The sequence below is a fragment of the Pseudomonas sp. F01002 genome (assembly GCF_004402115.1).
Classification (GTDB): Bacteria; Pseudomonadota; Gammaproteobacteria; order Pseudomonadales; family Pseudomonadaceae; genus Aquipseudomonas; species Aquipseudomonas frigoris.
In genome coordinates, this window is sequence record NZ_SOPU01000023.1 from 288,499 (window position 1) to 310,241 (window position 21,743).

A 21,743-nucleotide genomic window follows, 5' to 3' on the forward strand; every position below is an offset into this window, starting at 1 on the left:
ACATCGCTGCGCGCAAGTAAGCATTACCGCATTTGGACATTCGCCCTGGTCGGTTCACGCTGGTGCCTGACTGGGTCAACCTGACATCCAGGCCTGCATAGCGGCTTACCTGCGCCGATTTAAGCGTTACCGGAAGGGTCGTCAGCTCAGCCAGTGCGGCGATGGCTGAGGCTTCTCCAACGCCGGAGGCCGCCATCATGCAGCGAAACTGCAAACTCAGATCCGGGCATTTGGCGATGGCATCACGTGCGGCTTTCTTCAAGCGATCAATCCGTGTGTCCAGCCCTGCAATCGCCTCTTTCTCATCCTCGATCAGCAGCTCCACACTCGTTTCTGTCGCTTGTAGCGCGTGTAATTCGTTTTTGGCTCGTGTTCGATGACCAATCAGCCGATTGATATGACGGCCAATCGCACGCAGCGTCATTTGATCGGCAGTAGGCGGAACCCAAAGCCTGGGAGTCATGCGCTCGCCATATTCAGCCAGCAATTGAGCGTCTATCTGGTCAGTTTTGCTGTTTTGCAGCATCAATTTTGCAAAATTGTGGAAGCTTTTGGGGTTGATCACCGAGACCGGCAGGCAGGCGGCGTGCAACTCCAATGCAAGATCCAGGTAGTAAATGCCGGTGGCCTCCATGACCACGCTCAGCGGTTTGAGACCCAACATTTTTGTCACGGCAGCCTTACGTCCTTTGGGCGTGTGCTGAATATCCCACTGGCCTGATGTTCTACCGCTCTGCCGCCATCCCATGACAGACGTGCGCGCACCAATGTCTATGCCGACATGAGTATTCATGCTTTTCACTTCCCTGACTTTCGGTAAGATTGCTCCTGGTTCCCCCGACCTCGAACTTCATGCCACTGCAACCTTGTAATGCGAAGTCCGACTTGTCGGCTTCTCGATACTCTTCGTGGTGGGCAATGAGGCGGGGGGGCCTCTCTACAGACAAGGTCAGGAGCAAATCCTGCCTTCAGGAGCGATCGGCCTCCCCCAGAAACGCACTTGCTGTTGTATGAATCCTTGAGCGTAACCTCTCTCGTTGGAATCAAGGTCAACATACAAGGAGCTGCCGAAGGCTGCGATCTTTGACTTTAAAAATCAGCCGCCGAAGGCATCCCTGAGAAAGCCAGGCGCAATGTAGCGCTGGTAATGCGCCTCGGAGAGTAAAAAGAACTCCCGATCAATGGCGTCTCGCAGTTCCGGCAGGTTCCAGTCGCGAAACTCTGGCATCAGCACCATTCCATACGCTTCAAGGTTGTTGATGACCCGCGCGCCCCGGGCGATCAACTGATAGGCCCAGCAATATTCCGACTGATGCGGCACAAAGCGGATCTTGCGCTGCTCCAGCTGCAGTCGAAGACGCTGTGGATCGAAAACTTCAAGCTTGCTGGCCATCACCTGGGACAGCAGCAGCTCAAGACGCAGCCACACCGCGCGCTTTTCCTCATCGTTGTAACCATTCCAGTTGATCACTTCATGGTGGAAACGCTTGCAGCCACGGCACACCAAATCACCGTAAACAGTGGAGCAGAGGCCGACGCAGGGGGTCTTGATGGTCTGATTGGGCATAGGTTGGGAGAGCACGGGAAAGCAGAAAAGGTCGGCATGTTAGCCCTTTGTCTAACATTGATCACCCCTCAATCTTGAGGGTCTAACTTACCTTTAATTTTTTTTTGCCGTAGAATCAGCCAGCCTTTTAAGGCGCCAATGTCCGTTAGAAGCTGTTTTCAAAGCGTCACGAGCACAGTCGTTCCTTCAGAGCGGTGTTGGCGAAGGGTTTTTCCAGCGGGGAAAAGCCCAACGCCAACCCTCATCAGCTCCCCGTTCTGCAGGCGTAAAACTTTGAAAGCAGCTTCTGTAAGGAATTGTCGGTAATTCTGGCTAAGTGGCCCACAACGCCACGCAGCGCATGAGTACGGCAATTTCGGGATGAGCGTCCCGGACACCCATTTGGGACCACTGATGAGGGTAATAACTGTGCTTGAAGCCTACCGCAAACATATCGAAGAGCGTGCAGCACTGGGTATCGTTCCCCAGCCGCTTAACGCCGAACAAACTGCAGGCCTGGTCGAGCTGCTGAAAAATCCCCCGGCTGGCGAAGAAGCCTTCCTCGTTGACCTGATCACCAATCGCATTCCGCCAGGTGTGGACGAAGCAGCCTATGTAAAGGCCGGTTTCCTCTCTGCCCTCGCTAAAGGCGAAGCAAAATCCCCTCTGATCGACAAGAAACGCGCTGTTGAACTGCTCGGCACCATGCAGGGCGGCTACAACATCGTGACTCTGGTTAATCTGCTGGACGACGCCGAACTGGCGCCAGTCGCTGCCGAAGAACTCAAGCACACCCTGCTGATGTTCGACGCTTTCCACGACGTCGCTGAAAAAGCCAAGAACGGCAACGTTCACGCCAAAGGCGTGCTGCAATCCTGGGCTGACGGCGAGTGGTTCAAAAACCGCCCTGTCCTGGCCGACAAGATCAGCCTGCGCGTGTTCAAGGTCACCGGCGAAACCAACACCGACGACCTGTCCCCTGCTCCGGACGCCTGGTCCCGCCCGGACATCCCGCTGCACGCCCTCGCCATGCTGAAAATGGCCCGTGAAGGCATCGTGCCTGACGCCCAGGGCGTCACCGGTCCGATGAAGCAGATCGAAGAGATGCGCGGTCAAGGCTTCCCGATCGCCTACGTCGGCGACGTGGTCGGTACCGGTTCTTCGCGTAAATCCGCCACCAACTCGGTGCTGTGGTTCTTCGGCGACGACGTTCCGTTCATCCCGAACAAGCGTGCTGGCGGTTTCTGCTTCGGCAACAAGATCGCTCCAATCTTCTACAACACCATGGAAGATGCTGGCGCACTGCCAATCGAATTCGACGTCACCAACATGCACATGGGCGACGTGATCGACCTGTACCCGCATGCTGGCAAAGTCTGCAAACACGGCACTGACGAAGTCCTGACCACCTTCGAAATGAAGACCCCGGTGCTGTTGGACGAAGTTCGTGCTGGCGGCCGTATCCCGCTGATCATCGGCCGCGGCCTGACCGATAAGGCCCGTGCCGAATTGGGCCTGGGCCCTACCGATCTGTTCAAACTGCCTGAAGCACCTGTCGACACCGGCAAGGGCTTCACCCTGGCGCAGAAAATGGTCGGCAAGGCTTGTGGCCTGCCAGAAGGCAAAGGCGTTCGTCCAGGTACTTACTGCGAACCGAAAATGACCACCGTCGGCTCTCAGGACACCACCGGTCCGATGACCCGTGACGAACTGAAAGACCTGGCGTGCCTGGGCTTCTCGACCGATCTGGTGATGCAGTCCTTCTGCCACACCGCGGCTTACCCTAAGCCGATCGACGTGACCACCCACCACACCCTGCCAGACTTCATCATGACCCGCGGCGGCGTTTCCCTGCGTCCGGGCGACGGCATCATCCACAGCTGGCTGAACCGTATGCTGCTGCCGGACACCGTCGGTACCGGTGGTGACTCGCACACCCGTTTCCCGATGGGCATTTCGTTCCCGGCCGGTTCCGGTCTGGTAGCGTTCGCTGCGGCCACTGGCGTTATGCCGCTGGACATGCCGGAATCGATCCTTGTGCGCTTCAAAGGCAAAATGCAACCGGGCGTCACCCTGCGTGACCTGGTTCACGCCATTCCTTACTTCGCGATTCAGGCTGGCCTGCTGACCGTCGAGAAGAAAGGCAAGAAGAACGCCTTCTCCGGCCGCATCCTGGAAATCGAAGGCCTGGACAACCTGAGCATCGAGCAAGCTTTCGAGCTGTCCGACGCCTCGGCTGAACGTTCGGCTGCCGGTTGCACCATCAAGCTGTCGAAAGAGTCGATCACCGAGTACCTGAGCTCCAACGTCACCCTGCTGCGCTGGATGATCGGCGAAGGCTACGGCGATGCACGTACCCTGGAACGTCGTGCTCAAGCGATGGAAGCCTGGATCGCCAACCCTGAGTTGATGGTTGCCGATGCTGACGCCGAATACGCTGAAATCATCGAAATCGACCTGGCCGACATCAAAGAGCCTGTGCTCTGCGCGCCAAACGATCCGGACGACGCCCGTCTGCTGTCCAGCGTTGCTGGCGAGAAGATCGACGAAGTATTCATCGGTTCGTGCATGACCAACATCGGTCACTTCCGCGCTGCCGGCAAGTTGCTGGAACAAGTCAAAGGTCAGCTTCCAACCCGTCTGTGGCTGTCGCCGCCGACCAAAATGGACGCTCACCAGCTGACCGAAGAAGGCTACTACGGCATCTACGGCAAGGCCGGCGCTCGCATGGAAATGCCGGGCTGCTCGCTGTGCATGGGTAACCAGGCACGTGTAGAGCCGAACTCGACTGTTGTGTCGACGTCGACCCGTAACTTCCCGAACCGTCTGGGTGACGGCGCGAACGTCTACCTGGCTTCGGCCGAGCTGGCGTCTGTTGCTTCCATCCTGGGTCGCCTGCCGACCGTCGAGGAGTACATGGAATACGCTGGCAAGATCGACAGCATGGCGGCCGATGTTTACCGCTACCTGTCCTTCGACCAGATCGCCGAGTTCCGTGAAGCTGCTGCGAACGCCAACATCCCGGTCGTTCAAGCCTAACGCTGCAACGCAATAAAAAACGCCGCCCATCGTGAGATGAGCGGCGTTTTTTTATGCCTGTATGAAGATCAAATGTCGGATCGCCGCACCGCCGCTCCCACAGGTTATGCGGACGACTTGAGTGCTTGTTGCACGGCACCGTCGACGCTCAAGCCGCTGAGAATCACCTGCTCCAGTTCCTGCGTCGGTAACAGCGCAAGAACCGCTTTGGCCTCGTGCTTGAGCCGTGCCAGGATCAACAACTTATCCAGCGCCCGCACTTGCATAAAAAACGCTTCCAGCGCCTCGATGCTGGTGCCATCGAGGTTTGGAGACTCCTCCAGACTGAGAATGATCGTATGAATCGGTGGCGATGCATGCCGGGCCAGGCGCAATGCACCGCCCAGAATGCGCTCCACGTTTGCAAAAAACAGCGCCTCGCTCGGCCTGACGATCAACACTCCGGGGATCTCACTGGCCTGGGGATGGCGTTGCACGTCGACAAAATCATGGCCACCGCCCATTTGGCCCAGCACCTGAATATCCGCCGATGACATCTGTTTCAACATCAGCACCACGCTGATCACCACCGCCACCAACAAGCCGTCCAACACACCCAGCACCAGCACCGCCGCCACCGCGCAAATCACCAGTAGCCGATCGCGACGCCAGACGAAATACCGGCCCAATGGCTGCAGGCTCAAGCCGCGTGCCAATGCATGAATGACGATGGCCGCCAGTACCGGCTCGGGGGTCAGGGCAATCCAGGGCAACACCGTCAAGACGATGAGCAACACCACCCCCGCTGCTACCGCGCCCGCCAGACGCGATCCAGCACCAGCCGCCTCATTGGCCGACGTCGCAGAGTAACCGGCGCCCGCCGGCATGCCATGGAACAGGCCCGACAGCAAATTGGCTGCACCGAGTGCCAGCAGATCGCGGTTCGAGGACACACGGTCGCCGTGCTTGAGCGCAAACGAGGTGATCGATCCGTAAGACTCGGCGTACAGAATCATCACCATGGCAAACGCCAATTCGCCCAGGCGCAGCCAGTCGGTAAACGGCAGCACAGGAAGGCGCGGCACCTCCAGGCTCAAGTCGATCACGCCAATCAGTTTCACCCCATAAGCGGGCAAGTTCAGCCATTGACCGGCCGCGATGCCAAGCGCCACCACCAGTAAACCTCCTGGCAAACGCCTGACCCGCGTGCACAGCCACAGCACCAGCAAGGACACGGCCGCCACGAGCGCGCCGACCCGGTTCCACTGCGGCAACTGCTCAAGCAGTTGCGCCAGGAAACGGATCAGGTTGCCATTGCTCAAGTGCACGTCAACGATGCTCGCTACTTGCTTGAGGATGATCGTCACTGCCAGACCGAAGGCAAAGCCTCGCAGCACCGGTTTGGCAATAAAAGACGTCACGCTGCCGAGTTTGAACAACCCGGCCAGCAGGAAAAACCCACCCGTCACCAGCACCAGACCGATCGCCAGCGTCATGCGCAGGCCCGAGTCACCATTGGCCAAAGTGGCTGTGGCGGCGGCTAGTACCGCCGCCGAAGACGACGTCGCAGAAACGATGGCAAAACGGCTGGTGCCGAACAGCCCGTAACACAGCAGACCGGCAAATAACGCAATCACGCCGGCCTGGGGCGGTAACGCGGCGATACTTGAATAGGCGACCGCCTCGGGTAACAACAAACCGGCGATCGACAACCCGGCCAACACATCCAGCCAACGGTTGGGCCTATCGGCACGGGGTTGCGCCGATGCGCCGTGAGCCTGAGCCATGAAGCGTCTCCAGAGAAAAATAGACTGGCCGGGAAAAGTCCTCGGCAAACGCTCTATGACGAGTTTATGCAACCTCAAGCTTAATCGCTAAGCGCACGGAATGTCGGCTCTGGGTCAGGTGTTGAGCATTTTCAACGCAATAAAAAACGCCGCCCATCGTGATGATGAGCGGCGTTTTTTTATGCCTGAGCAAATGTGGGACTCACTGTTTTGCTTACCCGAGGACCGCGCGGCCCCAATCGCGAGCAAGCTCGCTCCCACACGGACCGCGCAGAAATTGTGGGAGCGAGCTTGCTCCGGGCGGCGTTCCGACGATAGCGGACTCACAGCCCCCACAGAAACATCAGTGGTGATTCAAACTCAGGCAGTCAGCGAGTAGATCAACGCCGAAATTGCCACCAGGCCCACCGCCGTAACGAAGACGTTGGAAGCCTGACCGCGATAACGCGCCATGGCCGGAACCTTGCGGATCGCGTACATCGGCATCAGGAACAGGATCGCGGCGATGATCGGGCCACCGAGGGTTTCGATCATCCCGAGAATGCTCGGGTTCAGCGTGGCAACGATCCAGCAGACCACCAGCATGAAGGCGGCAGTCATGCGATCCAGAGTCTTCGGTGCCGGGCGCTTGCCACTCTTCACGATCAGACCTTTAAGACCTTCGCTGGCGCCGATGTAATGACCCAGGAACGATTTGGAAATGGCCACGAACGCAATCAACGGCGCCGCGAAGGCGATGGTCGGGTTGCTGAAGTGATTGGCCAGGTACGACAGGATCGACAGGTTCTGCGCCTTGGCTTCAGCCAATTGCGCTGGCGACAGGGTCAGCACGCAACTGAACACGAAGAACAGCACCATCACTACCATCAAGGCGTGGGCGCGGGACAGGATCTGCGAGCTGCGCTCTTCGGCGTGATCACCGTAACGACGCTTCTGGTCCACCGCGAACGCCGAGATGATCGGCGAATGGTTAAACGAGAACACCATCACCGGAATCGCCAGCCACAGCGTGTGCAGCAGTGCCGACGGTTCTGGCAGCGTCGACGCGGTGGCGAGAATGCCGCCGTTCCAGTGGGGAATCAGGAACACCGCGAGGAACAGCAACGCAACAATGAACGGATAAACCATCAGGCTCATGGCCTTGACGATCGCCTGCTCGCCGCAACGAACCACCGCCAACAAGCCGAGGATCAGCACCAACGACAGCACGGCGCGCGGTGGCGGCATGATGTGCAGTTGATGCTCGAGAAAACTGCCCACGGTGTTGCTCAGGGCCACACTGTAGATCAACAGGATCGGGAAGATCGCGAAGAAGTACAGCAAGGTGATCAGCGCACCAGCCTTGATCCCGAAGTGCTCTTCCACGACTTCAGTGATGTCCGCGCCTTCGCGTCCGGACAACACAAAACGTGTCAGGCCACGGTGTGCGTAAAACGTCATGGGGAACGCCAACACCGCCAGGACCAGCAACGGCCAGAAGCCGCCCAGACCCGCGTTGATCGGCAAAAACAGCGTGCCAGCCCCAATGGCCGTGCCAAACAGGCCCAGCATCCAGGTGGTGTCATGGCGATTCCAGCTCTCAAGCGTCGCTGGTGCCGCCGATACATAGCGTTCGTCGACGCTATTGGCCTGATCATTCATCCGGTGGGATCTCCGCATTCCGGTCAGTTGCTACCCGGTCAGGACGAGTCGGAAAAATCCGACAGGCAGCGCCCTGGCCGAAACAGGGGCGCGATTGTCCGGGATTAATGAGCAGAAGCAAAGACTTAGCTGAGGAGTGGTTGTGCGGATCAGATCCATTGGCATCCTTTATTAAATAGATGTTTTAAAAAATCTATTTAATAAAGGATTACCGTCATGTAATTTCGATCGTGACTGCTGACCGGCAGCCCTTACTTGAGGAGCCCTCTCATGCCACTCGTTCGCGTCGACATCAAAAAGCATCAAGACCCGACTTATGCCAAACGTGTCGGGCAATTGATCTACGCCGCCATGCACAGCGCCATTGGCGTGCCGGAGAACGATAACTTCCAGATTCTTGCCGAGCACGATGAACAGCATTTCATCTTTGATCCCGGCTACCTGGGCATCAATCGCACCGACAATCTGGTGGTGATTCAGATCACCCTGAGCGAAGGCCGCACCATCGAGCAGAAAAAACTCCTCTACAAAACCATTGCCGAGAGCCTTAACGCAGAACTGGCGGTGCGCCTGGAAGATGTATTCATCAATCTGGTGGAGGTCAAGAAAGAGAACTGGTCGTTTGGCAACGGCATTGCTCAATACGCCAGCTGATTTCTACCTTTTATATACCTGTGAGCCGCCAATGCCTCGAGTCTCCCGCAAACAAGCCGAACTCAACCGCGAGATCATCGTCGAGGCCGCCACGCGTCTGTTTCGCGAACGCGGCCTGCACGGGATCAGTGTCGTCGACGTGATGGGCGCGGCCGGCCTCACCCATGGCGGGTTCTATGGTCACTTCGAATCCAAGGAAGCGCTGGCGCAAGAGGCGTGCAGCCGGGCGTTCACCCAATCCATGGAACGCTGGAAGCAGAAAATAGAGGATAACGACGACAGCCTCTCGGCCCGCGAGAGCATCATCGCGCCCTACCTGTCGGCGGCCAATCGCGATAATCCGGGCGAAAGCTGCCCGGTGACCGCGTTTGCCGGCGACATGTGCCATGAAACCGCTGAAAGTGGATTGCACCAGACCTACACCCAAGGGCTGGAGGCATTGTTGCAGATGCTGGCACCGCTGATGGGCGCGGATCGGCCCGAAACCAATCGGCAACAAGCGTTGGTGGACTATTCGCTGATGGTCGGCGCCCTGACCCTGGCCCGTGCAACCCGGGGTGACGCCTTGTCCGATGAAATTCTCGACGCAGCCCGGACATTTCTCACCTCGGACACGGCCGTTGACACACCCACGACGCCGACAGCATGATCGGCCTCATGAATATTCCTGCGCTGAACCTCACCCGCACCACCACGACCGCTTCCGGCGGGTCGTGCGGTGGCTGGCTGAGATAAACACAGCGCAGTGAACCCAAGGCCCCGCCAGCAATGGACGGGGCCTTGTCGTTTCTCCCGTCCGTTCGGCACTTTTCGTACGACACCCAAGGAGAAACACCCATGTCATCAGCGCTGTTGATCATCGATATGCAGGTCGGCCTGTTCCACGGCCCGGAAAAACCCTACGACGGTGAACGGATACTGGCGAACGTCCAGCAACTCATTCGTCAGGCCAGGGAGCGTAACGTGCCGATCTTCGCGGTGCGCCATACCGGCCCTCAAGGTTCGCCCATCGAAGTCGGTAGCCCCTTCTGGCAGCTATTGCCCGCACTGGATCTGGATGCCAGCACCGACACCCTGTTCGACAAAACCCGACCCAATGCCTTTTACGCCACCGCGCTGGCGGAGCAACTGCGGGCTAGCGGCATCAATGAGGTGTTCATCGCCGGCATGAAAACCCAATATTGCATCGACAGCACCTGCCGGGCGGCGGCCGAGTTGGGGTTCAAACCCATACTCGTGGCCGATGCGCATACCTGCATGGACACACCGGCGCTGCCGGCCCGGTCGATCATCGAACACCATAACGCGACGTTGAACGGTGCCTTCGCAAAGGTGTTGAACACCGTGGATGTGTAAGCGCTACGGAACGCTCCTACACTGAGGTCGCAGGCCATAAGCCTGCTATCTTTGGTAAATGCCAAACCGTTGCGCAATCAGCAATTTGAAGCAACGTTTTGAAGCAACTTTCGAGCCCCGACTTTCCGATGCGCACAGGAGCCCAGCATGCCCGCCACCGTTCTGGTACTGGTTGAAACCATCAATGATTACCTGCCGATTCTCGAACATCAGGGTTTTCACCTGATTCTGGCGCCCACGCCTGCCGAGCGCGCCGATGCCATTAAACGCCATGGCGCGCAGATCGATGCGGTGCTGACCCGCGGCCCATTGGGCCTGTACGCCGACGAAATCGCCGCCCTGCACAATCTCAAGATCATCTGCGTGATCGGCGCCGGCTACGAACACGTCGACCTGCAAGCCGCCGCCAACCGGGGCATAACGGTCACCAATGGCGCCGGAGTCAATGCCTCTTCAGTCGCCGACCATGCCATGGCGATGCTGCTGTCTCTGGTACGTGACATTCCCCGTTGCGACGCCGCTGTGCGCCGGGGTGAGTGGCCGAAAATCATGCGCCCGTCCCTGGCCGGCAAGCGCCTGGGCATCCTGGGCCTCGGTGCGGTCGGCATGGCCATCGCCAAACGCGCCGCCCACGGCTTCGACATGACGGTCAGTTACCACAACCGCCAGCATCGCAGCGATGTGCCGTACAGCTTCTGCTCGACGCCGACGGAGCTGGCACGGAAATCAGACTTTTTGATCGTCGCCACCCCTGGCGGACTGGGCACCAAACACCTGATCAACCGACAAGTACTCGACGCCTTGGGCCCCCAGGGGTTCATCGTCAACATCGCCCGAGCCAGCGTGATTGTCACCGCAGACCTGATCAGCGCGCTTGAGCAGCGCAGGATTGCCGGCGCTGCGCTGGACGTCTTCGATACAGAACCCCAAGTACCCAATGCCTTCAAGGCGTTGGCCAATGTGGTCCTCACCCCGCATGTCGCCGGTTTGTCCCCGGAAGCCACTCAAGGCACCGTGGAGCTGGTAGGTCGCAATCTGGTGGCGTTCTTCACCGGTAATCCGGTATTGACCCCGATTGCCCTGCCATCGACGACGAGCATGATCTGACCACCATTCAAACAGGTGTATCAAAAACAATGATTGCCCGGCAACACGCTCACCTATAAGGGCGTTTCGTGGTTGTGGGTGTCGGGTGTGCGCATTAGATTAGCCAATAGTCTCAGGCCTCCAGAATAAGCAGAAGGGATAAGCATGACGCTTACTGACCAGTCCACCCGTATCCGCACCGGCGAAGAACTCGATGCCAGCCTGATCGATCCGTACCTCAAGGCCCACATTCCGGGCCTGAGTGGTTTGCCGCAGATCAGCCAGTTTCCGGGCGGTGCGTCGAACCTCACCTACTTGCTGGAATACCCCGAACAGGAGTTCGTCCTGCGTCGCCCGCCCTTTGGCCATAAAGCCAAGTCCGCCCACGACATGGGCCGCGAATTTCGCATCCTCAATCAGCTCCGTGACGGTTTTCCGTACTGCCCCAAAGCCTACGTGATCTGCACCGACGAATCAGTGATCGGCGCCGAGTTCTATGTGATGGAGCGGGTCAAGGGGATCATCCTGCGCTCCGAACTGCCGCCGGAACTGGGTCTGGATTCGGCGAAAACCGAAGCGCTGTGCAAGAGCTTCATCGACAAATTCGTTGAGCTGCACCGGGTCGACTACAACGCCTATGGTTTGGGCGACCTCGGCAAACCCGAAGGCTATGTCGCGCGGCAGATCAAAGGCTGGAGCGATCGCTACGAGAAAGCACTGACCCCGGACGCGCCGAAGTGGGAGGCGGTCAAAGCCTGGCTCAACGACAAGATGCCGGCCGATCACCCGACCTCCAGCATCGTCCACAACGATTACCGCTTCGACAACGTGATCCTCGACCCGAACAACCCGATGGACATCATCGGCGTGCTCGACTGGGAACTGACCACCCTCGGCGACCCGCTGATGGACCTGGGCAACACCCTCGCCTACTGGATCGAAGCCGACGACCCGGCTCCGGTGCAACTGATGCGCCGCCAACCGAGCCACGCGCCGGGCATGCTGACCCGCCGCGAGTTCGTCGACTACTACGCCGAGCGCTCAGGCATTCAGATCGACAACTTCGACTTCTACTACACCTACGGCCTGTTCCGCCTGGCCGGCATCGTGCAGCAGATCTACTACCGCTTCTTCCATGGTCAGACCCAGGACAAACGCTTCGCGCAGTTCATTCACATGAACAAACTGCTGGAGCAGATGAGCCTGCAAGTCATTTCGAAATCCAGCCTCTGATCACGCCACTGGCCCCAATAACAAGGAAAAACCATGTCCAAGACTCAGTTGTTCGACCTCGACGGTAAAATCGCATTCGTGTCTGGCGCCAGCCGTGGTATCGGTGAAGCTATCGCCAAACTGCTGGCCCAGCAAGGCGCCCATGTCATCGTCTCGAGCCGCAAACTCGACGGCTGCCAGCACGTGGCTGACGCGATCATCGCCGCCGGCGGCAAAGCCACTGCCGTTGCTTGTCACATCGGTGAAATGGAACAGATCAGCCAGGTCTTCGCCGGTATCCGCGAACAGTTCGGGCGCCTGGACATCCTGGTCAATAACGCGGCGACCAACCCACAGTTCTGCAACGTACTGGACACCGACCTCAGCGCTTTCCAGAAAACCGTCGACGTGAACATCCGCGGCTACTTCTTCATGTCGGTGGAAGCCGGCAAGCTGATGCGCGAAAACGGCGGCGGCAGCATCATCAACGTCGCCTCGATCAACGGCATCTCGCCGGGGATCTTCCAGGGCATCTACTCCGTGACCAAAGCGGCGGTCATCAACATGACCAAAGTGTTCGCCAAGGAATGCGCGCAGTTCGGCATCCGCTGCAACGCCCTGCTGCCGGGCTTGACCGACACTAAATTTGCTTCGGCGCTGGTGAAAAATGAGGCTATTTTGAACACCGCGTTGCAACAGATTCCGCTCAAGCGTGTGGCGGATCCGAGTGAAATGGCGGGAGCGGTGTTGTATCTGGCCAGTGATGCGTCGAGTTACACCACCGGGGTTTCGTTGAATGTGGATGGTGGGTTCTTGTCCTGATCCGATTTACCGGATGAACAAAAGGCAGCCTTAGGGCTGCCTTCTTTTTTTGCCCACGCGAAAGAATATTAATTCCACCATTTGCAAATAAGGAATTTTTATTCCATTAATACCCCCTCCTGAAAACAAAATCCCAAAAGGACCCCGGCTATGCGTGAACTCGGTATCGGACTCATCGGCACAGGTTTCATGGGCCGCGCCCATGCCTTGGCGTTTCGCAACGTCAGTGCGGTTTTCGAACTGCCCCTCAAGCTCAAACTCGCCGCCCTGGCCGACGCCGATCCGCAGCGTGCCCGCCACTGCGCCGATGCCTGGGGTTTCGACACCGCTCATAGCGACTGGCAACAACTGATCGATGCCCCCCAGGTCAATTTGATCGCCATCACCACGCCCAATCACCTGCACTACCCCATGGCCATGGCCGCCCTCGCCGCCGGCAAGCCGGTGTATTGCGAAAAGCCGTTGGCGGTGAATCTGGAACAGGCCGACGCCATGCGTCTGGCGGCGAAAGCTGCGGGTGTGGTGACGCGGGTGGGTTACAACTATCAGCACAACCCGATGATCGTGCTCGCCCGGCAGCTGATTGAAAACGGCGACTTGGGTCAGATCATCAGTTTCCAGGGTGAATTCAGCGAAGACTTCATGGCCGATCCCGCGTCACCCTGGTCGTGGCGTTGCGATGCCGATCATGCCGGCGGTGCACTGGCCGATCTGGGCAGTCACTTGTTGGCCATGGCCCGCTATCTGGTGGGCGATGTCGAGGCAGTGAGCGCCGACACCCAGACCGTGCACCGGCAACGTCCCGCCACGGCTGGCAGCCCGGAACAACGCAGAGTCGCGGTCGACGATCAGGTCCACGCCTTGTTGCGGTTTGCGAATGGCGCCCGGGGCACGTTCAGCAGCAGCTGGCTCAAGCACGGCTATAAGAATCACCTGAGTTTTGAAATCAGCGGCACCCGAGGGACTTTGGCATTCGATCAGGAACGCCTGAATGAACTGCGACTGTTTCGTGCCGGTCAGGACGGTTTCCAGCGCTTGCTGGCAGGGCCGAATCTGCCGGGCTATGCGGCGTTCAGTCCGGCGGCAGGGCATCAACTCGGATACAACGAACTCAAGACGCTGGAAGTCCATGATCTGGTGATGGCGCTGGCAGGCTTGTCTCAGGGTGGAACAGATTTCGAACAGGCGTGGGAAGTCGAACGCCTGGCGACGGCCATTCGACTGGCAGCGCAAGAATCGCGGTGGGTCAAGATCGAGGAAGTCTGAGCGAAACGCACAGATACCCGCCAGCAGCACAGCGCCGCTGGCGGTTCAACGTGAGCAGATGGACGCTTACTGAGTGACGCAACGAGTGAGCGTCGTTTCCCGGGTCACCTGCCCTTCAGCCCTCATATCGCCTTGCACATCAGTGTTTTCAGTGGTCTGGCAGGTGCGCACAGGGGGTGGAGGCGGCGCAGCGGGAGGTGGCGGTGGAGGACTCGCACAACCACCCAGAATCGCTATCCAGAGTGCGAACGACAGTGTTGCAAAAATGCGTTTCCCAAGACTTTTCATAGGTTGACCCGCGGTAAGTGATCGACATATTTCCGCGACCCAACTGCTTCACCGCGCACCCGCGGACCGGTCACAGAAAAAATACTCTCGTATTCTTTATACGACCGCCGGCAAAACCCGACAGTTCCTAGGATGTCTCGCGACAATGCAACGTGTTGCTCTCGAGTTCATAACGCAGCTCTTCGATCAACGCTGCCACCGACTCCGGCGTTCTGAGGTTGGCCACACTCAAACCGGTGACCACCAGATCCACCTGCCCCGACACCGGATGATAGAGCTTCACCGTCAGGGAATGATCACCCGTAACACTGCAGTCGCAGGCTAACGGCGAAAAGCTCCGCTCCAGTTGCATACGCAATTGCGCCACATAAATCATCCGGCAGTTCCTGTCGCTGTTTTGAAAGGGACGCGATACCCGAAGACCTGTATCGCACCCTTACAGCCTAAGAACTGCCGCGCCCGGCCAGAACATGAATTTGCACCCCCTCGATTAGTGCATTTGCACCTAACGCTGGGCCTTGGGCCGCCACTCGCTGGAGAACAAACCGCGCTCGCGAGCCCAGACAATCGCCTCGCTACGACTGTGAACATCGAGCTTGGAATACACCGTCGAGACATGGTTGCGCACCGTGTTCGGCGCGAGTTTGAGCCGCGCGGCGATTTCCTTGTCGGCCAGGCCTTCGCAGATCAGGCCGAGCACATCGCGCTCGCGGGCGGTCAGGTCGGTGAAAGAAACGCTAGGCAACTGCGGCGAGTTGACGTTTTTCACGTTAGCGAGCTTCTCGATGAGCGTGCGGCTGAACCAGGAGGCGTCCTTCATGACCTCTTCGATCGCCGACACCAATTCCAGCTCTGTGCGTTTACGCTCGGTGATGTCCATAAACACCAGCAGGTAGCAGGGACTGCCCTGAATGTTCACGGTGTCGGCCGAGACCGCGCAATCAATCAGCCCCGCGCCTTTCTTGCGTACCCGAACATCGACACGATCCACGCTTCCGGTTTTTTCCAGTGCCGCAAACAGTCGCGCGCAGGCGCCTGTGTCATCGATAAAATCGATCTGCGTCACCGATTTGCCGAGCACTTCTTCACTGGAATACGCGAGCGTATCGAGGAAGGCTTCATTGACGTCCATCACCACCTGATCGCCGGCGTTGCACACCAGGATCGGCACAGGGGTCAGTCGAAAAGCCTTGGCGAAACGTTCCTCGCTCTGGCGCAGGGCGACTTCGGCCTTATGCCGAGGCTCGATGTCCACAAAGGAAAACAGCATGCAGGCTTCGTCGTTCAGCTCAAGGGGCTGGCCGGCGACGATCACCTGTTTGCTGCCACCTTCGCGTAACTGCAACTGAGCCTGCATTTGCGGAATGGTTGCCCCTTCGCGCAACCGCTGCTTGGCCAGGTCTTTGTTTTCGGCCCCCTCCAGCACGTCCAGTTCATAGGTCGAACGGCCGATCACATGATCACGGGCATGGCCGGTCATCTCCAGGAAGCCCGGATTGACTTTGATGTAGCGCAAATCGCTTAGGCGACAGATCACCGCCGGGGCTGGGTTGGCATTGAAAGTTTTTTCAAAACGCTGTTCGGCGCTGGCCCACTCCGTGACATCGTTCATGATCAGCACCAGCGACTCCGGCTCGCCAGCGCTGTCGGCCAATACCATGCTGCGCACACTGTGGACCCAGGTGCGCTCCTCGTCCGCCGGAGTCACCTCAACCAACACATCACTGAAGGACTCGCCTCGGGCAACGCGGCTGATCGGATAATTGTCGGCCTGAACCGGGTGATTATTGCGATAACGCAAAGCGAAGCGCTTGGCGTACTCCTTGGCATTCGCCCCCAGTTCGCTGAGTTGCCCGACGCCGTGCATGGCCAACGCGGCGTCATTGGCCCAGAGAAGGGTCTGGTCGAGCTCCAGCAGAATTACCCCATCGGACAGGCCGGCGATGATCTGCTGCAACTGACGGCGATTGGTTTCGGTGGTCAGGACGTCCTGGCTCATTGGATCTCCACGCGTACGGCGGCGCATTCATGCGCCGCCCTGTGAAGATTACGACCGCGGGGGGGTGGGATAGTGCAGCAAACATCACCTACATCACGCCCCCCTTGAGCTGAGCTTGCTCGCGAAGAGGCCATCATCTTCAACATCTCTATTGACTGATCCGCCGCCTTCGCGAGCAAGCTCAGCTCAGGTCTTCACCCGTGGTCAGCCAGGCGGCCGGCGTGGCAATGGCAATGGCAATGGCAATGGCAATGGCAATGGCAATGGCAATGGCGGCACGGTCGGCCTCCAGCCATTTGATGAACAGCTCTTGCACGACATCCTCTGCTTCGGCGCGGGAGCCGCGGATGCGATACGCCAGACCGAGCAAAAATGGCCGCCGCTGCTCGAACACAGCGGCGGCGTTTTCAGCGGAGTTCATCAATCAGTGCCTCGACACCTGCAAACGGTTCCACAGGTTGATCATGCCGATCTCGGCCGTCAAGGCACCGATTTGCGCGTCGTTGAAGTGCTCGCGCAAGTCACCGCGCAAGCTGGCGTAATCGGTCTTTTTGTCGAGTACGGTCAGAGCCTCGGTCCTGGCCAGAGCGGCGCGTTCGGATGCGCTGAAATCACTGACGTGACGCCAGACGATCAAGCGGTCCAGCCGTTCGTTGGTTTCATTGGCTTCACGGGCCTCGCGGGTGTGCATCTTCACGCAGAAACCACATTGGTTGATCTGTGAGGCGCGCAGGTGGTTTGTGACTCGCCGACAACGGCTTTGATCTTTTGGTCGTAGCACCTTCTCGCGGCGGCTGCCCTAAGCTCAAGTCGAAGAGTGATTTATGCTGTCCCTTTAATGCCTGGAGAGTTGCCATGATGCTGGATACGCTGCACTTCACGCCTTGGTCCGCGTTGGCAGGCGGTGCGTTGATCGGCTTGGCGGCGAGCGTGATGGTCGTGGCCAATGGACGGGTCGCCGGGATTAGCGGATTACTCGGCAGCCTGCTAGCGCCAGGTGATTCGGGGCGAGGCGAAAAAGCCTTATTCATCCTCGGACTGCTGGCGGCCCCCCTGTTGTGGGCGCTGTTTCAGGTGGGGCCGACCATTGAATTCAAGACCGGTACCGTGGGGCTGATCATTGCCGGATTGTGTGTCGGGATCGGCACCCGTTATGGCTCTGGCTGCACCAGTGGCCACGGGGTGTGCGGTATCTCGCGGCTTTCACCACGTTCCATCGTCGCGACGTTGAGCTTCATGTGCGCGGGCTTTGTGACTGTGTTTGTCCTACGCCATCTGTTGGGGTTTTGAACATGAAAAAACTCACGGCTTTCCTTGCCGGCCTGTTGTTCGGCATCGGCCTGCTGTTGGCCGGCATGGCCAACCCGGCCAAAGTGCTGGGATTTCTCGATATAACCGGTGTGTGGGACCCCTCTCTGGCGCTGGTCATGATCGGGGCGATTGCCGCGGCCTGGGTGCCGTTTCACTGGGCCATGAAACAATCCAAGTCTTTGCTGGGGGCGCCGATGCAGTTGCCGGTCAGTCGTGAACTGGATCGACGCTTGATCGGTGGCAGCCTGCTGTTCGGGGTCGGTTGGGGCATTGCGGGCATCTGCCCCGGGCCGGCGCTGGTGCTGTTGCCGACGGGACATTGGCAGGCGTGGGTGTTTGCAATCGCGATGCTGACGGGGATGTTGATATTCAGCGTGTTGCAAGCGCGTCGTTAAGTCGCCTCGCCAGGTCAATGTCTAGAGGTCGTAGCCTTCGGCGGCGCAGTCATTGTCGAAGGCTACGATTTTTTGCGTTTCAGGCCGCCAATTCTCCGCTGGCAATCGCCGCCGAAGCCACCAGCATCGCCCGCAACAACACCGCACACCCGGCCGCCAGATCATCCGGCGCGGCATTTTCGATTTCGTTGTGGCTGATGCCGCCTTCACACGGCACGAAGATCATCCCGGCCGGGCCGAGTTCGGCGAGGAAGATTGCGTCGTGCCCTGCCCCGCTGACGATGTCCATGTGCGACAGGCCCAAGCCTTGGGCGGCGCCGCGTACTGCTTCGACGCAACCTTTGTCGAAGTACAGCGGCGGGAAATCCGCAGTGGGTGTCAGTTCAAAAGTCAGGCCGTGTTCCTCGCAGGTGGTTTCGATGACTTCGCGGACTTCGGCGATCATCGAGTCCAGGCGCGCCGGTTCCAGATGCCGGAAATCCAGGGTCATGCGCACTTCACCGGGGATGACGTTGCGTGAGCCGGGATAGGCTTGCAGACAGCCGACGGTGCCGCAGGCGTGGGGTTGATGACCGAGGGCGGCGCGGTTGACTGCACCGACGATCACCGATGCGCCGACCAGGGCGTCCTTGCGCAGGTGCATCGGCGTCGGGCCAGCGTGGGCTTCGACGCCGCGCAGTTTCAAGTCGAACCATTTCTGCCCGAGAGCGCCCATCACCACACCGATGGTTTTGCGTTCGTCTTCAAGGATCGGGCCTTGCTCGATATGGGCCTCGAAATAGGCGCCGACGGCATGGCCGCTGACCTTGCGCTCGCCAGCATAGCCAATGGCGTTCAAGGCTTCACCGACCGTGACGCCCTCGGCATCGACCTTGGCCAGGGTTTCTTCGAGGGTGAATTTTTCTGCGAATACACCGGAGCCCATCATGCACGGAGCGAAGCGTGAGCCTTCTTCGTTGGTCCAGACCACCACTTCCAGCGGCGCTTCGGTTTCCACGCCCAGGTCATTGAGGGTTCGCAGGACTTCGACGCCGGCCAGTACGCCGAAGCAGCCGTCGAACTTGCCGCCGGTGGGTTGGGTGTCGATGTGGCTGCCGGTCATCACTGGTGGCAGGTTCGGGTTGCGGCCGGGGCGGCGGGCGAAGATGTTGCCGACGGCGTCGATGCTGACGGTGCAACCGGCCTCCTCGCACCAGTTGACGAAAATGTCCCGGGCCTGGCGGTCGAGGTCGGTCAGGGCCAGGCGACAGACGCCGCCCTTGACCGTGGCGCCGAGCTTGGCCAGGTCCATGAGCGACTGCCACAAGCGGTCGCGGTTGATGTGCTGATGGGTGGACTGCAGAACGTCTACGGCAGCGTTCATGATGATCTCCTCAGGCAGTTGATATAGGTTTATTCAGGCTGATCGTTGTCGTTTATGAGGCCGTCTTCGCGAGCAAGCCCGCTCCCACAGGGGAATGCATTTCAAGTGTGGGAGCGGGCTTGCTCGCGAAGAGGCCATCAATCACACCGCAGATTTCGCAACAGACGGGCTGGGGCGCATCGAGCACAACCCGTAATAAATCAGCCCGCCAAGCGCTGAGCCGGTAAACCAGCCATAGTCGTAGAACCAGCTGAATGCATTGCTACCGAGCGACAGCAGCGTCAGCGCCACCGGCACACCAAACGCAATAAACCCGAACCAGTTCCACGCTGGATAAACGTCGTCGCGGTAAAGACCGGCCAGATCCAGTTGCTGTTTCTTGATCAGGAAATAGTCCACCACCATGATCCCGGCGATCGGGCCCAACAGGCTCGAATAGCCCAGCAACCAGTTGGAATACACCGTCTCCAGGCTTAAATCCGAGACGATCAAACCGAGCTTCTTCAACAGCTCATGGGCCATCAGCGCCAAGCCGACCAGGCCAGTGAGCATCACCGCTTTGGTGCGGTTGATGAACTTGGGTGCGACGTTCTGGAAGTCGTTGGTCGGTGAAACGATGTTGGCCGCGGTGTTGGTAGACAGCGTGGCGATGATGATCAGCGCCATGGCCAGTGCGACCCAGACCGGGCTCTGGATATGGCCGATCAGGGTGACCGGATCGGAGACGGTGACACCCACCAGTTTTACCGAGGCGGCCGTCATCACCACGCCGAGGGAGGCGAACAGAAACATCGTCAGGGGCAAGCCGATAATCTGCCCGACGATCTGATCCTTCTGGCTTTTCGCATAGCGGCTGAAATCCGGAATGTTCAGGGACAAGGTGGCCCAGAACCCGACCATGGCGGTCAGCCCGGCGGCAAAGTAACTGACCACGCTCGCGCCTTCCGGACGTTTGGCCGGGATCGCCAGCAACTCGGTCATCGACACGTTCGGCATCGCCCATACCAGCAGGCCCACGCCCACCAGCACCAACAATGGTGCCGAGAGGGTTTCGAGCCATTTGATCGAGTCCGCGCCGCGAATCACCACCCACAGGTTCAAGGCCCAGAACACCATGAAGCCGATCACTTCACCGGTACCGCCAAGGGCTTTCCAACCCTCGAACACGGAGCCGAGAAACAGGTGAATGGCCAGTCCGCCGAACATCGTCTGAATGCCGAACCAGCCGCACGCCACCAGCGCCCGGATCAGGCACGGAATGTTGGAGCCGAGGATGCCGAAGGACGAACGCAACAACACCGGAAACGGAATGCCGTACTTGGTGCCGGGGAAGGCGTTCAGGGTCAGCGGGATCAGTACGATGATGTTGGCGAACAGAATCGCCAGCAACGCTTCGCCGACGCTCAGGCCGAAATACGCGGTGAGCACGCCGCCGAGGGTGTAGGTCGGCACGCAGATCGCCATGCCGACCCACAAGGCGGTGATGTGCCATTTGTTCCAGGTTCGTTCGTGCACCTTGGTCGGTGCCATGTCGTGGTTGTAACGAGGGCTGTCGAGGACGTCACTGCCGGCTTCGAGCTCGAACAAGCCGTCGCGCTCGGTCACTTGCGATCTGATCTGTTGCATGGCCGCTCCACTGTTCTTTTGATTATTGTTGCTCATCAGGGGCTGACGGCATCAATTAACGTGCCGGTTACCCCGTTTGCGCATCGGGCAGTTCCATAAAAACTTTGTAACCAACTGATGTTTATCAGTTTTATTTATATAGCCGATGAGTCACCGGTTACTTGCTTGTTCACTCAGGCCAAATGCCAGGCAAGTTGTCCGAACAGTCAGGACTCAATCTGGTGCATACCACTTTTTTTCAACGTTGCGCATCAACCATAGACCATCCTCAAGCGGCTGATTTCACATAAGAAATCTCGTCTATTTTTACAACCTGTCAAGTGCGTCAAAATGGTGAGAGGCCTCACCATTTTGGTGATTTACAAATTTATTC

General features: G+C 58.8%; 18 protein-coding genes and 2 pseudogenes. 10 read left to right on the forward strand and 10 right to left on the reverse strand.

The window, feature by feature from the left end:
* A partial coding sequence (locus E3W21_RS20435; RefSeq protein WP_256661600.1) for a transposase occupies nucleotides 1–793 on the reverse strand: 793 nt, incomplete at its 3' end.
* A gap of 303 nt (nucleotides 794–1,096) precedes the next feature.
* Nucleotides 1,097–1,567 carry a DUF1289 domain-containing protein gene (locus E3W21_RS20445; RefSeq protein WP_134421641.1) on the reverse strand — a complete coding sequence of 157 codons (471 nt, stop codon included), beginning with the start codon at nucleotides 1,565–1,567 and terminating at the stop codon, nucleotides 1,097–1,099.
* A 408-nt stretch (nucleotides 1,568–1,975) separates the two neighbouring features.
* On the opposite strand from E3W21_RS20445, the gene acnB reads away from it, so the two are divergent.
* Nucleotides 1,976–4,585 carry a bifunctional aconitate hydratase 2/2-methylisocitrate dehydratase gene (gene acnB, locus E3W21_RS20450; RefSeq protein ID WP_129445190.1) on the forward strand — a complete coding sequence of 870 codons (2,610 nt, stop codon included), beginning with the start codon at nucleotides 1,976–1,978 and terminating at the stop codon, nucleotides 4,583–4,585.
* 104 nt (nucleotides 4,586–4,689) lie between these two features.
* On the opposite strand, the gene E3W21_RS20455 is transcribed toward acnB, so the two are convergent.
* A complete protein-coding gene (locus E3W21_RS20455) occupies nucleotides 4,690–6,351 on the reverse strand; it encodes a SulP family inorganic anion transporter (RefSeq protein ID WP_134421642.1) in 1,662 nt (553 codons plus the stop codon).
* A gap of 360 nt (nucleotides 6,352–6,711) precedes the next feature.
* Entirely contained in the window at nucleotides 6,712–7,992 is a 1,281-nt protein-coding gene (locus tag E3W21_RS20460) for a serine/threonine transporter (protein WP_134421643.1), read from the reverse strand.
* Nucleotides 7,993–8,262: 270 nt separating this feature from the next.
* Between E3W21_RS20460 and E3W21_RS20465 the strand changes: the two genes are divergently transcribed.
* The 7 genes from E3W21_RS20465 (at nucleotide 8,263) to E3W21_RS20495 (ending at nucleotide 14,388) form a co-directional block, all read left to right on the forward strand.
* Nucleotides 8,263–8,646 carry a tautomerase family protein gene (locus tag E3W21_RS20465; protein ID WP_008149859.1) on the forward strand — a complete coding sequence of 128 codons (384 nt, stop codon included), beginning with the start codon at nucleotides 8,263–8,265 and terminating at the stop codon, nucleotides 8,644–8,646.
* A gap of 31 nt (nucleotides 8,647–8,677) precedes the next feature.
* Nucleotides 8,678–9,295: a TetR/AcrR family transcriptional regulator gene (locus E3W21_RS20470; RefSeq protein WP_134421644.1), complete on the forward strand. Its 618-nt coding sequence runs from the start codon at nucleotides 8,678–8,680 to the stop codon at nucleotides 9,293–9,295.
* A 188-nt stretch (nucleotides 9,296–9,483) separates the two neighbouring features.
* Entirely contained in the window at nucleotides 9,484–10,002 is a 519-nt protein-coding gene (locus E3W21_RS20475; protein WP_134421645.1) for a cysteine hydrolase family protein, read from the forward strand.
* 147 nt (nucleotides 10,003–10,149) lie between these two features.
* A complete protein-coding gene (locus E3W21_RS20480; RefSeq protein ID WP_129444828.1) occupies nucleotides 10,150–11,109 on the forward strand; it encodes a 2-hydroxyacid dehydrogenase in 960 nt (319 codons plus the stop codon).
* A 144-nt stretch (nucleotides 11,110–11,253) separates the two neighbouring features.
* Nucleotides 11,254–12,321, forward strand: coding sequence for a phosphotransferase family protein (locus tag E3W21_RS20485; protein WP_129444829.1), 1,068 nt, complete (start codon nucleotides 11,254–11,256; stop codon nucleotides 12,319–12,321).
* A 33-nt stretch (nucleotides 12,322–12,354) separates the two neighbouring features.
* On the forward strand, nucleotides 12,355–13,122 hold the full coding sequence (locus E3W21_RS20490; RefSeq protein ID WP_008149805.1) for an SDR family oxidoreductase: 768 nt from the start codon (nucleotides 12,355–12,357) through the stop codon (nucleotides 13,120–13,122).
* Between the two features lie 150 nt (nucleotides 13,123–13,272).
* The gene (locus E3W21_RS20495) at nucleotides 13,273–14,388 is read left to right on the forward strand and encodes a Gfo/Idh/MocA family protein (RefSeq protein ID WP_134421646.1); all 1,116 of its coding nucleotides are present in this window, start codon (nucleotides 13,273–13,275) and stop codon (nucleotides 14,386–14,388) included.
* 415 nt (nucleotides 14,389–14,803) lie between these two features.
* On the opposite strand, the gene E3W21_RS20500 is transcribed toward E3W21_RS20495, so the two are convergent.
* From E3W21_RS20500 to E3W21_RS20515, 4 genes and pseudogenes are all read right to left on the reverse strand, one after another.
* On the reverse strand, nucleotides 14,804–15,052 hold the full coding sequence (locus tag E3W21_RS20500) for a DUF1652 domain-containing protein (protein WP_134421647.1): 249 nt from the start codon (nucleotides 15,050–15,052) through the stop codon (nucleotides 14,804–14,806).
* Nucleotides 15,053–15,181: 129 nt separating this feature from the next.
* On the reverse strand, nucleotides 15,182–16,675 hold the full coding sequence (locus E3W21_RS20505; RefSeq protein ID WP_134421648.1) for a PAS domain S-box protein: 1,494 nt from the start codon (nucleotides 16,673–16,675) through the stop codon (nucleotides 15,182–15,184).
* 199 nt (nucleotides 16,676–16,874) lie between these two features.
* Nucleotides 16,875–17,096, reverse strand: a pseudogene (locus E3W21_RS20510) (sigma factor); the annotation flags it as partial.
* A gap of 3 nt (nucleotides 17,097–17,099) precedes the next feature.
* Nucleotides 17,100–17,411: pseudogene (locus E3W21_RS20515) on the reverse strand (carboxymuconolactone decarboxylase family protein); the annotation flags it as partial.
* A 119-nt stretch (nucleotides 17,412–17,530) separates the two neighbouring features.
* On the opposite strand from E3W21_RS20515, the gene E3W21_RS20520 reads away from it, so the two are divergent.
* The gene (locus E3W21_RS20520) at nucleotides 17,531–17,965 is read left to right on the forward strand and encodes a YeeE/YedE family protein (protein ID WP_134421650.1); all 435 of its coding nucleotides are present in this window, start codon (nucleotides 17,531–17,533) and stop codon (nucleotides 17,963–17,965) included.
* A 2-nt stretch (nucleotides 17,966–17,967) separates the two neighbouring features.
* Nucleotides 17,968–18,381: a DUF6691 family protein gene (locus E3W21_RS20525; RefSeq protein WP_134421651.1), complete on the forward strand. Its 414-nt coding sequence runs from the start codon at nucleotides 17,968–17,970 to the stop codon at nucleotides 18,379–18,381.
* Nucleotides 18,382–18,460: 79 nt separating this feature from the next.
* Here E3W21_RS20525 and E3W21_RS20530 read toward each other — a convergent pair whose 3' ends face one another.
* Nucleotides 18,461–19,744: a Zn-dependent hydrolase gene (locus E3W21_RS20530; RefSeq protein WP_134421652.1), complete on the reverse strand. Its 1,284-nt coding sequence runs from the start codon at nucleotides 19,742–19,744 to the stop codon at nucleotides 18,461–18,463.
* A gap of 141 nt (nucleotides 19,745–19,885) precedes the next feature.
* On the reverse strand, nucleotides 19,886–21,370 hold the full coding sequence (locus E3W21_RS20535) for an NCS1 family nucleobase:cation symporter-1 (RefSeq protein WP_134421653.1): 1,485 nt from the start codon (nucleotides 21,368–21,370) through the stop codon (nucleotides 19,886–19,888).
* Between the last annotated feature and the right edge of the window lie 373 nt (nucleotides 21,371–21,743).

What these genes read in the sequence shown, in the direction of transcription:
- E3W21_RS20445 (WP_134421641.1), bottom strand. Translation starts at nt 1,567, where the DNA reads ATGCCCAATCAGACCATCAAGACCCCCTGCGTCGGCCTCTGCTCCACT.
- E3W21_RS20455 (WP_134421642.1), bottom strand. Translation starts at nt 6,351, where the DNA reads ATGGCTCAGGCTCACGGCGCATCGGCGCAACCCCGTGCCGATAGGCCC.
- E3W21_RS20460 (WP_134421643.1), bottom strand. Translation starts at nt 7,992, where the DNA reads ATGAATGATCAGGCCAATAGCGTCGACGAACGCTATGTATCGGCGGCA.
- E3W21_RS20465 (WP_008149859.1), top strand. Translation starts at nt 8,263, where the DNA reads ATGCCACTCGTTCGCGTCGACATCAAAAAGCATCAAGACCCGACTTAT.
- E3W21_RS20470 (WP_134421644.1), top strand. Translation starts at nt 8,678, where the DNA reads ATGCCTCGAGTCTCCCGCAAACAAGCCGAACTCAACCGCGAGATCATC.
- E3W21_RS20475 (WP_134421645.1), top strand. Translation starts at nt 9,484, where the DNA reads ATGTCATCAGCGCTGTTGATCATCGATATGCAGGTCGGCCTGTTCCAC.
- E3W21_RS20480 (WP_129444828.1), top strand. Translation starts at nt 10,150, where the DNA reads ATGCCCGCCACCGTTCTGGTACTGGTTGAAACCATCAATGATTACCTG.
- E3W21_RS20485 (WP_129444829.1), top strand. Translation starts at nt 11,254, where the DNA reads ATGACGCTTACTGACCAGTCCACCCGTATCCGCACCGGCGAAGAACTC.
- E3W21_RS20490 (WP_008149805.1), top strand. Translation starts at nt 12,355, where the DNA reads ATGTCCAAGACTCAGTTGTTCGACCTCGACGGTAAAATCGCATTCGTG.
- E3W21_RS20495 (WP_134421646.1), top strand. Translation starts at nt 13,273, where the DNA reads ATGCGTGAACTCGGTATCGGACTCATCGGCACAGGTTTCATGGGCCGC.
- E3W21_RS20500 (WP_134421647.1), bottom strand. Translation starts at nt 15,052, where the DNA reads ATGATTTATGTGGCGCAATTGCGTATGCAACTGGAGCGGAGCTTTTCG.
- E3W21_RS20505 (WP_134421648.1), bottom strand. Translation starts at nt 16,675, where the DNA reads ATGAGCCAGGACGTCCTGACCACCGAAACCAATCGCCGTCAGTTGCAG.
- E3W21_RS20520 (WP_134421650.1), top strand. Translation starts at nt 17,531, where the DNA reads ATGATGCTGGATACGCTGCACTTCACGCCTTGGTCCGCGTTGGCAGGC.
- E3W21_RS20525 (WP_134421651.1), top strand. Translation starts at nt 17,968, where the DNA reads ATGAAAAAACTCACGGCTTTCCTTGCCGGCCTGTTGTTCGGCATCGGC.
- E3W21_RS20530 (WP_134421652.1), bottom strand. Translation starts at nt 19,744, where the DNA reads ATGAACGCTGCCGTAGACGTTCTGCAGTCCACCCATCAGCACATCAAC.
- E3W21_RS20535 (WP_134421653.1), bottom strand. Translation starts at nt 21,370, where the DNA reads ATGCAACAGATCAGATCGCAAGTGACCGAGCGCGACGGCTTGTTCGAG.